Origin of the sequence: Kribbella sp. DT2, from assembly GCF_049844575.1 — a bacterium.
Classification (GTDB): Bacteria; Actinomycetota; Actinomycetes; order Propionibacteriales; family Kribbellaceae; genus Kribbella.
This window is the reverse complement of record NZ_JBNCLH010000010.1, coordinates 197,427-209,970: the sequence shown is the minus strand read 5'-3', so window position 1 is coordinate 209,970 and position 12,544 is coordinate 197,427. Positions and strand designations below refer to the sequence as shown.

13 protein-coding genes are annotated in these 12,544 nt (G+C 70.4%); 7 read left to right on the top strand and 6 right to left on the bottom strand.

Annotated elements, in window-relative coordinates; all coding sequences use genetic code 11:
- Window positions 1–60: 60 nt before the first annotated feature.
- Window positions 61–1,239: an MFS transporter gene (locus tag ACLQ2O_RS35120; protein WP_425840715.1), complete on the bottom strand. Its 1,179-nt coding sequence runs from the start codon at window positions 1,237–1,239 to the stop codon at window positions 61–63.
- A gap of 43 nt (window positions 1,240–1,282) precedes the next feature.
- On the opposite strand from ACLQ2O_RS35120, the gene ACLQ2O_RS35115 reads away from it, so the two are divergent.
- Window positions 1,283–1,954, top strand: coding sequence for a FadR/GntR family transcriptional regulator (locus ACLQ2O_RS35115; RefSeq protein WP_425840713.1), 672 nt, complete (start codon window positions 1,283–1,285; stop codon window positions 1,952–1,954).
- On the opposite strand, the gene ACLQ2O_RS35110 is transcribed toward ACLQ2O_RS35115, so the two are convergent.
- Complete coding sequence (locus ACLQ2O_RS35110) at window positions 1,938–3,107, bottom strand: MFS transporter (RefSeq protein ID WP_425840710.1); 1,170 nt, start codon at window positions 3,105–3,107, stop codon at window positions 1,938–1,940. The two genes, ACLQ2O_RS35115 and ACLQ2O_RS35110, sit on opposite strands and share 17 nt — an antisense overlap.
- 63 nt (window positions 3,108–3,170) lie before the next feature.
- Between ACLQ2O_RS35110 and ACLQ2O_RS35105 the strand changes: the two genes are divergently transcribed.
- Together ACLQ2O_RS35105 and ACLQ2O_RS35100 are read left to right on the top strand one after the other, a co-directional pair.
- Window positions 3,171–3,956 carry a DeoR/GlpR family DNA-binding transcription regulator gene (locus ACLQ2O_RS35105; protein WP_425840707.1) on the top strand — a complete coding sequence of 262 codons (786 nt, stop codon included), beginning with the start codon at window positions 3,171–3,173 and terminating at the stop codon, window positions 3,954–3,956.
- Window positions 3,953–5,116: an MFS transporter gene (locus tag ACLQ2O_RS35100; RefSeq protein WP_425840703.1), complete on the top strand. Its 1,164-nt coding sequence runs from the start codon at window positions 3,953–3,955 to the stop codon at window positions 5,114–5,116. The genes ACLQ2O_RS35105 and ACLQ2O_RS35100 overlap by 4 nt, the downstream gene beginning before the upstream one ends.
- A 16-nt stretch (window positions 5,117–5,132) precedes the next feature.
- Here ACLQ2O_RS35100 and ACLQ2O_RS35095 read toward each other — a convergent pair whose 3' ends face one another.
- Together ACLQ2O_RS35095 and ACLQ2O_RS35090 are read right to left on the bottom strand one after the other, a co-directional pair.
- Window positions 5,133–6,239: a trans-sulfuration enzyme family protein gene (locus ACLQ2O_RS35095; RefSeq protein WP_425840700.1), complete on the bottom strand. Its 1,107-nt coding sequence runs from the start codon at window positions 6,237–6,239 to the stop codon at window positions 5,133–5,135.
- Between the two features lie 19 nt (window positions 6,240–6,258).
- Complete coding sequence (locus ACLQ2O_RS35090) at window positions 6,259–6,858, bottom strand: TetR/AcrR family transcriptional regulator (RefSeq protein WP_425840697.1); 600 nt, start codon at window positions 6,856–6,858, stop codon at window positions 6,259–6,261.
- A 74-nt stretch (window positions 6,859–6,932) separates the two neighbouring features.
- Here ACLQ2O_RS35090 and ACLQ2O_RS35085 point away from each other — a divergent pair, with 74 nt between their 5' ends.
- From ACLQ2O_RS35085 to ACLQ2O_RS35070, 4 genes are read left to right on the top strand one after another with little or no spacing between them, the layout of a single operon-like run.
- Window positions 6,933–8,135: a cytochrome P450 gene (locus ACLQ2O_RS35085; RefSeq protein ID WP_425840695.1), complete on the top strand. Its 1,203-nt coding sequence runs from the start codon at window positions 6,933–6,935 to the stop codon at window positions 8,133–8,135.
- Window positions 8,135–8,326, top strand: a complete 192-nt coding sequence (locus ACLQ2O_RS35080; protein WP_425840692.1) for a ferredoxin — start codon at window positions 8,135–8,137, stop codon at window positions 8,324–8,326. Before ACLQ2O_RS35085 ends, ACLQ2O_RS35080 begins: the two co-directional genes overlap by 1 nt.
- Window positions 8,326–9,468, top strand: coding sequence for an NAD(P)/FAD-dependent oxidoreductase (locus ACLQ2O_RS35075; protein ID WP_425840689.1), 1,143 nt, complete (start codon window positions 8,326–8,328; stop codon window positions 9,466–9,468). Before ACLQ2O_RS35080 ends, ACLQ2O_RS35075 begins: the two co-directional genes overlap by 1 nt.
- A 58-nt stretch (window positions 9,469–9,526) precedes the next feature.
- Window positions 9,527–10,660, top strand: coding sequence for a D-alanine--D-alanine ligase family protein (locus tag ACLQ2O_RS35070; protein ID WP_425840686.1), 1,134 nt, complete (start codon window positions 9,527–9,529; stop codon window positions 10,658–10,660).
- Between the two features lie 37 nt (window positions 10,661–10,697).
- Here ACLQ2O_RS35070 and ACLQ2O_RS35065 read toward each other — a convergent pair whose 3' ends face one another.
- Window positions 10,698–11,954 (bottom strand): MFS transporter, encoded by a 1,257-nt coding sequence (locus ACLQ2O_RS35065; RefSeq protein ID WP_425840683.1) that lies wholly within the window; start codon window positions 11,952–11,954, stop codon window positions 10,698–10,700.
- Window positions 11,951–12,478, bottom strand: coding sequence for an ArsR/SmtB family transcription factor (locus ACLQ2O_RS35060; protein ID WP_425840680.1), 528 nt, complete (start codon window positions 12,476–12,478; stop codon window positions 11,951–11,953). Before ACLQ2O_RS35060 ends, ACLQ2O_RS35065 begins: the two co-directional genes overlap by 4 nt.
- Window positions 12,479–12,544 lie beyond the last annotated feature (66 nt).

The following is a 12,544-nucleotide window of genomic DNA, read 5'->3' as shown; positions in this document are numbered from 1 at the left end:
CTGGTGGTCGCGCCTACAGGTCGTTGCGCCTCGCCGCGTGCAAGTAGGCGCGACGAGTTCTCAGCGGCTGTCGCGGCCGGCGGCGTACCCCATCGTCAGCTGGACCGCTGCCAGGCCTGCGAAGACGATCAACGCGGTGTCCCAGCTCCCGGTGCGCTCGGTGAGAAGGCCGGCCAGCACTGGTCCACCCGCGGCCAGCAGGTAGCCGACGGCCTGGGCCATGCCGGACAGCTGGGTCGTCTCGTGGTGGCTGCGGCCGCGGATGCTGATCAGCGAGAGCGCGGCAACCAGCGCCGCACCTTGGCCGAGCCCGGCGAGCACGACCCAGAGCAGCGCGAGATCGGGCAGCAGCAGGAGGCCGAGCAGCGCGACCAGGATCGGCAGGCTCGCGGTGATCGTGCCCGGGCGCTGGTTGGTCGGGTGCTTCATCAGCCAGGGGATGCTGAGTCCGCCGATCAGGCCGAAGCACTGGAACAAGAAGATGTGCACGCCGGCGGTCCGCTCCGAGATCCCGTTCGAGATCTCGATCGTCGGCAGCCAGTTCACGAGCAGGTAGAAGCTCGTCGACTGCAGGCCCATGTAGAACGTGACCAGCCACGCCATCGGCTGCCGCCAGACGCTGACCGGCGGGGCTTCGTCGGTCGTCGGTGCGGGTGGGACCGGGGCCGGTGAGATCGTCCGCGGCAACCACGCCAAAGCAACCAGTACGGCGAGACCGCCCCAGACCGCGAGTGCGAGCCGCCAGCCTGCGGCGTTCGCGATCGGTACGGCGACCAGCGAGGCGACCGCGGCGCCGCCGGTGATGAACGCGGTGTACACGCCGGTCGCGCGGGAGACGTTCGCGGCGTAGTCGCGCTTGAGGATCACCGGGACGAGCACGTTGCCGACGGCAATCGCCGCGCCGACCACGACCGTGCCGATCCAGAGTCCGGCCAGGCCTGTGTACGGGCGGGCGGCGGTGCCGACGGCCAGGACGAGCAGCGAGACGAAGACCGTCCGCTCCATGCCGAAGCGGCGGGAGAGGAGATGGACGAGCGGCGAGGCGAACGCGAAGGCGAGCAGGGGGAGCGTGCCGAGAAGACCGAGCATGCCTTCGCCGAGGTGCAGGTCGACGCCGATTCTCGGGAGCACGGGACCGACTGCGGTCAGTGCTGGTCTCAGGCTGAGCGCGACGATGAAGGCGGTCGCGGTGACCAGTGGTGAGTACTGCCGGGCGACCGGTGCGGCTGACAGTGCCACTGGTGCTTCCCTCCCTCGTGAAGATGTCCTACATTTACAGACTATGTCATTGAATGGGCCTGTACGGCAGGTGCCCTTGGTTCAGCAGGTCGCGGATCAGTTCCGGGCGCTGATCGAGTCGGGGAAGTGGGCGCGGGACACGCGGATTCCCGGGGAGAACCAGCTCGCGACGGAGCTCGGGGTCAGTCGGGGGACTGTCCGCGAGGCGTTGCGGTCGCTGAGCCTGACGGGGTTGCTGGAACCGCGCGTGGGGGACGGGACCTACGTGCGCGCGACCGACGAGATCAGCGGCGTACTCCTGCGCGACGAGCTCTCGGCGCTCGACCAGGTCTTCGATGCCCGCGCGGGCATCGAGGCGGCGGCCGCCCGGCTCGCGGCGGGGCGGCCCAGCCCGGACCGGCTCAAGGGGCTGATCGCTGCCGTCGAGGCGCGCGACGCCGCCAACGACACGGCTGACCTGGAGGCGTTCGTCGTCGCCGACACCGCCTTCCACCGGGGCGTCGTCGAGGCCTCGGGCAACCCGATCCTCCTGCGCCTGTACGACGCGATGGCCGGCCTGCTCGCCGAGTCCATCGAGGCGAGCGCGCACTTCCCCGAGCATCCTCAGCTGCGGGCCGCCCACCTCGACGTGTTCGAGGCGATCGCGGCGGGCGACCCGGACGCCGCCGCGCGAGCGTCGTACGCGCTGATCGAGACCGTCAAGCAGAACCAGTGACGCTGCGACCCGTACGGCGAGGAGCAAGCACCGGAGCGAACAGCGCCAGCCCGGTCGCGAGCACCGTGACGACGATGAACGACAACGTCAGGCTGCTCGCCTGCGCGATGCCGCCGATGATCGACGGCGCGACCAGCCCGGAGGCGTACGTGACCGTGGCGACGCCCGCGATGGCCTGGCTCGGGTTGGGACCCGCTTTGCCCGCGGCCGCGAAGGCCAACGGGACGACCACGGCGATGCCGAGCCCGAGCAGTCCGAAGCCGGCCATCGCGACGGCCGGATGCGGAGCCAGTACGACGAGCACGCCGCCGAGCGTCGCGATCACGCCGCTGACCCGGACCGTCGGAACAGCGCCGAACCGGTCGACCACCGCGTCGCCGACCAGCCGCGCGACGGCCATCGTCAGCGCGAAGCCGGTGGTCGCTCCGGCCGCGACGCCGGCCGAGGTGGTGAGCACGTCCTCCAGGTAGACGGCCGACCAGTCCAGGCTCGCGCCCTCGGCGAAGACCGCGCAGAAACCGACGGCGCCGATCAGCAGCGCGGACTTCGGCGGCAGCGCGAAGCGCGGTGGCGCTTCCTCCTCCTCGGTCGGGTGGAGGTTGAGCACGGACTGGCAGGCGAACGCACCGAGCACGGTCAGGACGAGTGCCATCACCAGGTGGTGCAGTTGCGCGTTGATCTCGAGGTGCGCGGCGACGGTCCCGATGCCCGACCCGATCAGTGCGCCGACGCTCCACATCCCGTGCAGGCCGGACATGATCGACTTCTTCAGCAGCCGCTCGACCTCGACGCCGAGCGCGTTCATCACGACGTCGGCCATGCCGGCGGTCGCGCCGTACACGAACAGGGCGCCGCACAGGGCGATCAGGTTCGGTGCGAGCGACGGCAGGATCAGGGCCAGGGTCCAGAGCGCGAGCAGCCCGCGCAACGCCGTACGGGATCCGAAGCGGTGGCTGACCCGGGCGGCGAGCGGCATCGCGATCGCCGCTCCCAGCGCCGGGAACGCGAGAGCGAGCCCCAGCTGGCCGGGGCTGACGCCGGCGTGGTCCTGGATCCACGGCACGCGGGTCGCGAACGAGCCGGTCACCGCGCCGTGCACGCAGAACACGACGGCCACCGCGACGCGGGCGCGCCGTACCTCATCGATCGTCAAAGGAAGTCCATATCAACAGGCGGAATGTTTGAACGCACAGAACGACATGTTAGATTCGGTGCCGTGAAGAGTGCCGAACGTCAGCGAGTCATCGTAGAACGGCTGCGGGGCGAGACCCGGATCGCGGTTTCCGACCTGGTCGAGCTGACCGGCGCCTCGGACATGACGGTCCGCCGCGACCTCGACTACCTGGCCGCGCAGGGCGTGCTCAAGCGCGTCCACGGTGGCGCGGTCTCGGTGATGCCGGCCGGTGTCGAGCCGCCGTTCGCCGCGCGCTCGACCGCGGCGGTCGAGGCCAAGCAGGTGATCGCCGCGGCGGCCGTCGACCAGCTGCGCGACGGCGACTCGATCGTGCTCGACAGCGGTACGACGGCGCTCGAGGTCGCCCGGCGGCTGCGCGGCCGCACGCTGACGGTGATGCCGCTGTCGCTGCAGATCGCGCAGGAGCTCGTCGACTACCCCGGGATCCGGCTGCTGCTGCCCGGCGGCGAGCCGCGCAAGGGCGAGCAGGCGCTGGTCGGGCCGTTGACGCTGGCCTCGCTGCGCGCGCTGCGCTTCGACGTCGCCGTACTGAGTCCGTGCGCGTTCAGCCTGGAAGCCGGACTGACCGCCTACGACCTCGGCGACGCCGAGGTGAAGCTGCAGGCCCTTGCCGTCGCGACGCGCTCGATCGCTCTCGTCGACGGCGCGAAGTGGGAACGGGCGGCCCTGGCCTACGTCTGCCCGGCCGATCGACCTGACCTGATCATCACCGACCCGTCGGCCCCGCTGGACGAGCGGGCCGCGCTGGCCGAGCGCGGCGTACTTGTGCAGGTCGCCGGAACACCGAGATTGGACCAGAACTCTTGAGCACGCTCGTCGCCGCCCCACCGCGGGCGGCCCGGATCGCGACCTGGGTGTACTTCGGCGTCAACGGCTTCGCCATCGGCCTGTGGGTCGTGCACATCCCGAACATCGAGCAGGCGACGGGAATCACCCACAGCACGCTCGGGCTCCTGCTGCTCGTCCTCGGCGGTGCCGCGTTCCTCGGCATGCAAGTGGCCGGCCCGTTGGCCGACAAGGTCGGCCAACGGCGGCTCGTGCCGGCGTCCGGTGTGCTGCTCGGCTTGTCGCTGTTCGGGCCCGGGCTCACGCACTCGTGGTGGACGCTCGGGCTCACGCTGATCGTGCTCGGGTTCGCCAACGGGTCGCTCGACGTCGGGATGAACGCGCACGCGGTGGTGGTCGAACGGGCCTACCCGCGGCCGATCATGGCGGCCTTCCACGCGATGTGGTCGATCGGCGGCGCGATCGCCGCGTTGATCGGCGCGATGACATTGCGGGCCGACGTACCGACGGAGGTGACGCTCGGCGCTTGTGGGGCGCTGCTCGTCGTGGTGTCGCTGCTGACCGGTCGGTTCCTGATCGAGGCGGAGGTGCTCGAGGAGCACGACGAGGAGGACCTGCCGTCGCGGAAGCCGCCGGCGAAGCTGGTCTGGGCACTGGGTGGACTGGCCTTCGGGCTGATGCTGGCCGAGGGCGTCGCGAACGACTGGGCGGCGCTGCAGTTCCGCGACGTGCTGGGCACCTCGACCAGTACGGCGGCCTACGCGTACGGCGCCTTCGCGGTCGCGATGACGATCGGGCGGTTCGCGACCGACCGGGTCGCCGCGGTGATCGGGGCGATGGCGATCGTCCGGTACGGCGCGGCGCTGGCCGCCGTCGGGTTGACCGTCGTGATCGTCAGCCCGTGGGTCGCGGTCGGGCTGGCCGGCTGGGCGTTGTTCGGGCTCGGGCTGGCCGGGGGAGTGCCGCAGCTGTTCACGGCGGCGGGGAACCTGGACCCGAGGGCATCGGGAGCGTTGATGGCTCGGGTCGTGGGGCTCGGGTACGTCGGGTTGCTGGCGGGACCGGCGCTGATCGGCGGGCTGGCGCACTGGATGCCGTTGAACGTGGCGTTCGTGCTGCCGGTGGTGCTGTGCGTGGTGACGGTGATCGGCGCGCCGGTCCTGCGGAAGCCGAAGGACTAGGCGGGCGTCGTACGGGTCAAGCCTTGAGGGCTTGGTCGAGGTCGGCCCAGAGGTCGTCGGGGTGCTCGATGCCGACCGACAGGCGGATCAGGTCGGCCGGGATCGTCGGGACCTCGGCGGGCCAGCGGCGGCGGCGTTCGAGCATCGACTCGACGCCGCCGAGGCTCGTCGCGTGGACCCAGAGCTTGGTGGACTCGCAGACGCGCTGAGCGCCCTCGGCGTCGCCGCCGAGCTCGATCGCGAGGATCGCGCCGAAGCCGGACATCTGGGCCTTGGCGCGCTCGTGGCCCGGGTCGTCGGGCAGGCCGGGGTAGCGGACGCGGCTGACCCGCGGGTGCTCGAGCAGGCGCTCGGCGAGGAAGGCGGCGTTCGACTGGGCGCGCTCGAGGCGCAGCGCGAGGGTGCGGAGGCCGCGCAGCGCCAGCCAGGCCTCCATCGGGCCGGGGACGGCGCCGAGGTTGCGGCGCTTGGACTCCAGCGTCGTCCACAGGTCGTCGTTCGCGGTGACGATCGCACCCAGTACGACGTCCGAGTGGCCGGCGATGAACTTGGTCGCGGAGTGCATCACCAGGTCGGTGCCGAAGGTCAGCGGGCGTTGCAGCAGGGGGGTGGCGAAGGTGTTGTCGACCACGATCAGCGCGCCGGCCGCGCGGCCCGCGGCGCAGAGCGCGGGGAGGTCGGCGACCTCCATGGCCGGGTTGGTCGGCGACTCGATCCAGAGCAGGTCGGCGCTCTCCACCGCGGCCGTGACCTCGTCGGTGTTGGTGATGTCGACGCGCTGGAGGTTCAGCCGGCCGGTCGCCGCCTGCTGGTCGAGCAGACCCAGTACGCCGCTGTAGGCGTGCTGGGGTGCGACGACCAGACCGCCGACCGGTACGAGGTCCATCACCGCGGCCGCGGCGGCCATGCCGGAGGCGAAGGTCAGGCCGCGACCGCCCTCCAGCGCGCCGAGGGTCTGCTCGAACGCGGCCCAGGCGTCGTTGTCGAACCGGCCGTAGCCGCGGTCGCCGCCGGCGATGTACGTCGAGCTGAACACCGGCGATCCACCGAGCGGCGCGTCGGGCACCCGCTCGGGACGTCCGGCGTGCACGACAACGGTGGACGGATCCAGGTCAGAGGTCATGCGGGGATTGTGCCAACAGTTACTGACGGGCCCTGGGGAGGGGGATGGTGTTGTCGCGGAAGAGTTCGAGGGTTTTTTCCGCGAGCTGTTTGACCGTGGGGCCGTTGGGGTGGTCGACCCAGGTCTCCACCACGATTTCGATGATGTTCATCGTCGTGCCGGCGGCGAGCTTGGCGGTCAGTTCGGTGCTGGTGCCGGACGAGCGTCGTACCAGCTCGACGCTGAGGTCCTTGCGCCAGCGCCAGATCGCGTCGGTCAGGTGGGCGCTCAGCGACGGGGTCTGGCCGGCCAGTTCGTAGACGGCGCGGACCCGGTCGGGGTTGCTGTCCATCTGGTCCAGGACGCGGCCGATCACCTGCTCGAGGGCGTCCGGGAGCTCCAGGTCGGCGGGCTGCTCGCGGAACCAGTCGAGCGCGCCGAACAGGCTGTTCTCGACGAACTCGAGAACGAGCGTCTCCTTGGTCGGGAAGTACCGGTAGAGCGTGCTCGGCCCGACCTCGGCCGCCGCGGCGATCTGCTCCACCGTGGTCCGGCCGAAACCGTGGTCGGTGAACAGCTCGAAAGCCTTGTCCGAGATCAGCCGGCGGGTCCGTTCCCGCTTCAGCTCACGAAGCCCCATCGTCCCAACTTACTGCCTTTTGAAAAGCAGTACCTACAGTCATATGGTAGTCACTGTCAGATTATGGAGGTTCGATGACTGCCTTTCCTCACATCCGGCCGACCGGGTGCCCGTTCGACCCCGCCACTGGTTACACCGACCTGCTGGCCGGTGAGCAGCCCACCAAGGTGTCCACGCCGCTCGGCGTCGACGCCTGGGTCGTCAGCCGGTACGACGAGGTGCGCGAGGTGCTCAGCAACCCGAACCTGAGCTCCCGCTCGGCTCCCTCGGCGCACATGTCGCCGCACGCGGACCTGCAGCGTGAGGTCGACTCCGGCTCGATCCTGCAGAACGACGGCGAGCGGCACGCGCACCTGCGCCGGCTGCTGACCGCCGAGTTCACCGTGAAGCGCGTGCAGGCGCTCCGGCCGCGCATCGTCGACCTGGTCGAGCAGCACCTCGACAAGATGCTCGCCGCCGGCGGACCGGTCGACCTGGTCGAGCAGTTCGCGCTGCCGATCCCGTCCCTGGTCATCTGCGAGCTGCTCGGCGTCCCGTACGACGACCGCGACCAGTTCCAGCACTGGTCGGCGCTGCTGCTCTCGGTGAAGCGGACCCAGCAGGAGCAGCTGCAGACCAGCGAGGAGCTCCAGCAGTACATGGCCAAGCTGGTCATGTCGAAGCAGGAGGACCGCTCGGCCGACGACCTGCTGAGCCGCCTGATCACCCGCGCCGAGGACCAGGGCACACCGCTGACCGTGCCCGAGCTGGTGTCGATCGGCATCACGCTGCTGATCGCCGGTCACGAGACGACGGCCAACATGATCGGGCTGAGCACGCTGGCCCTGCTGCGCAACCCCGACCAGCTGCAGCAGCTGCGGGAGCAGCCGGAGATCGCACCGGCCGCGGTCGAGGAGATGCTGCGGTACCTGACCGTCGTACAGTTCGGCCTGTTCCGCCACGTGCTCGACGACATCCCGATCGGCGACGAGACGGTCAAGGCGGGCGAGTACCTGATCGCCGCGATCACCGCCGGGAACCGGGACACCAGCGTCTTCCCCGACCCGGACCGGATCGACCTGACCCGCAAGGCGTCCGCGCACCTGGCCTTCGGGTTCGGCCCGCACCAGTGCCTCGGGCAGCAGCTCGCGCGGGTCGAGCTGAGCGAGGTCTACACCCGGCTGTTCGCGCGGATCCCGACGCTGCGGCTGGCCGTGCCGTTCGAGGAGATCAAGTTCAAGCACGACGCCCTGGTCTACGGGCTCGCTGAGCTGCCGGTCACCTGGGAGGCCAACTGATGAACGTCGAGATCGACCAGGAAGGGTGCGTCGCGGCCGGGCAGTGCGTGCTGGCCGCACCGGACGTCTTCGACCAGCGTGACGAGGACGGCGTCGCCGTACTGCTGCGGGAGCCATTGGCCGCCGAGTACGACGCCACCCGCGAGGCCGCGCTGCTCTGCCCGGCCCGGGCCATCCACCTGGCCGAGTGATGGAGCATGTTGTAGTCGTAGGAGCCTCGGCAGCGGGCTCCACGACCGCACAGACGCTGCGCCGCGAGGGCTTCGCCGGAAGCATCACGGTGATCGGCGACGAGCCGCACCTCCCGTACGACCGGCCGCCGCTGTCCAAGCAGGTCCTGCTCGGCAGCTGGCCGGCCGAGCGGACCAGCTTCGGGCCCAGTACGACGTACGCCGAGCAGGGCATCGACCTGCGCCTGGGGTCGCGTGCCTCCGGACTGGACCTCTCACGGCGAGTCGTCGAGCTGGCGACCGGCGAGGAGGTCGGCTGGGACCACCTGGTCGTGGCTACCGGCGTGCAGCCCGTCCGGCTCCGGGAGGGACATCACCTGGCCGGCGTCCACGTGCTGCGGACGCTGGACGACGCGGTGGCGCTGCGGAAGTCGCTGGTGGACGCCTCGGCGGTAGTAGTCGTCGGTGCTGGGTTCCTCGGCTCGGAGACGGCCGCTGCGGCTCGGCAGCTCGGGTGTGAGGTGACGCTGGTCGACCTGGCTCCGGCGCCGATGGCTGTGCAGCTGGGGGCCGAGCTGGGCTGGATGATCGGCGAGCTGCACGCGGCCAACGGCGTACGGGTGCTTGGTGGGTCCGGCGTGACGCGCTTGCTCGGTGAGTCTGCGGTGGAAGGTGTCGAGCTGGCAGACGGCTCGGTCGTGAAGGCGGACGCCGTCCTCGTCGCTGTGGGCTCGCGCCCGGCAACCGACTGGTTGGTTACATCGGGCTTGCCGTGCGCGGACGGCGTGCTGGGTGATGAGGCGCCTGCCGGGGTGCACGCGGCGGGGGACGTGGCGCGGTGGACGAGTCGACGCTTCGGCACCTCGCTGCGGCTGGAGCACCGGTTCAACGCGACCGAGCAGGCGGTCTGCGCGGCGCGCCGGATCGCGGGGCAGGAGATTTCGTTCGATCCGGTGCCGTACTTCTGGACCGACCAGTACGACGCGAGGATCCAGGTGTACGGCGTGGTTCCGCCGGACGCGCGGCTGGTCGTCGTACAGGGCGATCCAGGCGTACGGAAGTTCCTCGCGCACTACGTTTCCGGCGGTCGGGTGAGCGCTGTTCTGGGCTGGAACATGCCGCGCGAACTGCGTTCCGAGAGGGCGCTACTGACAGCAATCTGAAGCGATCTTTACCGAACCCCGGTCAGGATCGGTCGGCGGTGACGCTATCGTCGAGCCGGTGAGTGAGTTCTCGAGGGACGAAAAAAGCAAGCCCCGCGTCGCCGTCGTTTTCGGTGGCCGGTCGAGCGAGCACGCCATTTCCTGCGTCACCGCGGCCAACGTGCTGCAGGCGATCGACCGGGACAAGTACGACGTCGTACCGGTCGGGATCACGACGTCCGGGCACTGGGTGCTGGAGAGCGGCGACCCGGACCGGCTGTCGATCACCGACGGCAAGCTGCCCGAGGTGGACGTGACGGCGTCGCCGGTGCTGTTCGGCAGCGACCGCGAACTGATCGTCTCCGAGCCGGACCGGGTGCCGAGCACGCTCGGCGAGGTCGACGTGGTCTTCCCGCTGCTGCACGGCCCCTGGGGTGAGGACGGCACGCTGCAGGGCCTGCTGGAGATGTCGGACATCCGGTACGTCGGCTCCGGCGTCCTGTCCAGCGCGGTCGGCATGGACAAGCACTACATGAAGGTCGTGTTCGCGGCCGCCGGGCTGGAGGTCGGCCCGTACGTCGTGATCCGCGACCGCGACTGGCTGCGCGACCCCGCCGCCTGCCGCGCCTCCGTGGTCGAGCTCGGCTTCCCCGTGTTCGTGAAGCCGGCCCGTGGCGGGTCGAGCCTCGGGATCAGCCGGGTCACCTCGGTCGACGAGCTGGACGACGCGATCGCCGAGGCGCGCGCGCACGACCCGAAGGTGATCGTCGAGGCGTCGGTGAACGACGCGCGCGAGATCGAGGTCGGCGTACTGGGTGGGCTGAACGGCGGTCAGCCCGAGGCGAGTGTCTGCGGCGAGATCTCGATCTCCGGTGGCGGGCACGACTTCTACGACTTCGAGACCAAGTACCTGCCCGAGGGCGAGGAGTACACGGCGCTGTCGGTGCCGGCCGAGTTGCCCGCCGAGGTCGTGGCCGAGATCCAGGCCAAGGCGCTGACCGCCTTCGACGCGATCGAGGCCGAGGGCCTGGCCCGCGTCGACTTCTTCCTCGACGGCGACGGCCGCGTCGTCATCAACGAGATCAACACGATGCCCGGTTTCACCCCGACCAGCATGTTCCCGCGGTTGTGGGCGGCCTCGGGGCTGGACTACCCGGCGCTGGTCGACCGGCTGCTGACGCTGGCGCAGACCCGCCCGACTGGTCTGCGCTGATCGCTCTGGTCTGATCGGCCTGGCCTGATCGGACGGTTCAGCTCGTTGGCTGGGGCTCGGCGGGTGTCCCACTGGCTGCTGCCGTCGCGCGGGAAAGGTCCCGTACGGACCGCGACAGCAGCGGCGCCAGTGAGATGACGACGAACGCCGCCCCGGCCACGAGCATCACCGGCTGGAGGCCGAAGGCGAGCCCCAGCGGACCGATCGCCAGCTGGCCGAGCGGGATCGCGGCGAACGAGCCGAGCATGTCGTAGGAGTAGGCCCGCGACAGCATCTCGTCCGGCACGTGCTCCTGCATGGCCAGGTCCCAGCCCAGGTTGAAGATCTGGCTGCCGAGGCCGCCGACGAACGTCGCCACCATCGCCGCCACGAGCACCGGCTCGAAGCCGAGCACCATCATCGGCAGGCCCTGGAGGGCCATCGCGGCCATGCCCCAGCGCAGCGGTCGCCGCAACGTGAGCCGGATCAGGATCAGCGAGCACACCAGGTACCCGACCGCCTCGGCCGAGCGGATCAGTCCCCAGCCGGCCTCGCCGATGGCGGTCTGGGTGGCGAGCACCGGGCCGAGCGTGTTGAACGCGCCGCTGCTGATGGCGTTGAGCAGGGTGAACGCCACGACCACCACCCACAACCACGTCGTACTGCGGAAGTACGTCCATCCCTCCCGCAGGTCGGCGACGACGCCCTTGCTCTGACCCTCCACCGGGCGAGGGATCCGCACCCGCACGAGTAGCAGCGCCGCGACCAGGTACGTCGCACCGTCGACGGCCAGGGCCCAGCCCGGTCCGACCGCGATCACGAGCAAGCCGCTCACCGCCGGACCGAGCACCATCAACGCGTTCTCGGGCACGGCGGCCACGAGGTTCGCGGCCTTGAGCTGGTCACGGGGGACCAGCTGGGGAAGCAGGCCCGCCATCGCCGGCATCCTCGCGGCGGTGGTCGTGCCGTTGACCGCGGTGAGCGCCACCAGCATCCAGATCTCGGCGGTACCGGTGATCACCAGCCCCGCGATCGCGATCTGGGTGACGCCGGAGGTGATGTTCGTTGCCTGGATCACCAGGGTCCGGCCGAACCGGTCGGCCAGGACGCCACCCGCCAGCATGAACACGACCATCGGGATGCTGTGCGCGGCCAACACCACGCCGAGCGCGGTCGCGGAGTCGCTGACCTCGAGCACCGCGAACGCGAGCGCGACGCCGGCCATCGTCGTACCGGCGCGGTCGATCAGGCGGGCCAGCCAGTAGTTGCGGAAGTTCGCGTTGCGGAGCGGGGCGAGGGCGGAGCGGTCCTTCACGAGCGGGCCTTCCGGGTCATCTCGAAGATCCAGGAGGTCGCGCTGAGGTGCACGGTTCCCGGCGTACGGGGTGGCTGGTTGTTGTCGTGGAGCAGCATGGACGCCTCCATCAGCAGGTCGCGCACGCGCTGGTCGACCTCCGGCGGGACCCAGGCGTCGATGTCGCTGAGGTGGCCGATCGACGTCCGCTTGCGCTGCAGCAGGCGTCGCTCGAGCTCACGCCCGAGGGCCCGTAGCTCGGCGATCCGGTCCTCGGTGGTCCCGCCGGTACGGCGCTGCCCGCGCTCCTCGTGCGGGTAGCGGTAGCGCTTGGCGATGCCGCCGCGGATCCGCTCCTCACCGGCCTCCACGAGCGAGCCCGACTCGAGCAGCAGGCGCAGGTGGTACGACGCGTTCGCGTGGCTCAGGTCGAGCTCGCGGGCCACCTCGGCGGCGCTCATCGCCGATCCGGTGAGCAGCGAGAGGATGCGCAGCCGGACCGGGTGGGCCACGGCGCGCAGTTCCTTGAGGTCGTCGTCGGTCATCGTTCCTCACTCCCCAACAAGTCTTGGGGAGAACGATGCGTTGCCCGGGCCTCGACTGTCAAATGG

Excerpts from the sequence above, each read along its gene's own strand:
- ACLQ2O_RS35115 (WP_425840713.1), top strand. The coding sequence starts at position 1,283 with ATGTCATTGAATGGGCCTGTACGGCAGGTGCCCTTGGTTCAGCAGGTC.
- ACLQ2O_RS35095 (WP_425840700.1), bottom strand. The coding sequence starts at position 6,239 with ATGACCTCTGACCTGGATCCGTCCACCGTTGTCGTGCACGCCGGACGT.
- ACLQ2O_RS35090 (WP_425840697.1), bottom strand. The coding sequence starts at position 6,858 with ATGGGGCTTCGTGAGCTGAAGCGGGAACGGACCCGCCGGCTGATCTCG.
- ACLQ2O_RS35085 (WP_425840695.1), top strand. The coding sequence starts at position 6,933 with ATGACTGCCTTTCCTCACATCCGGCCGACCGGGTGCCCGTTCGACCCC.
- ACLQ2O_RS35080 (WP_425840692.1), top strand. The coding sequence starts at position 8,135 with ATGAACGTCGAGATCGACCAGGAAGGGTGCGTCGCGGCCGGGCAGTGC.
- ACLQ2O_RS35075 (WP_425840689.1), top strand. The coding sequence starts at position 8,326 with ATGGAGCATGTTGTAGTCGTAGGAGCCTCGGCAGCGGGCTCCACGACC.
- ACLQ2O_RS35060 (WP_425840680.1), bottom strand. The coding sequence starts at position 12,478 with ATGACCGACGACGACCTCAAGGAACTGCGCGCCGTGGCCCACCCGGTC.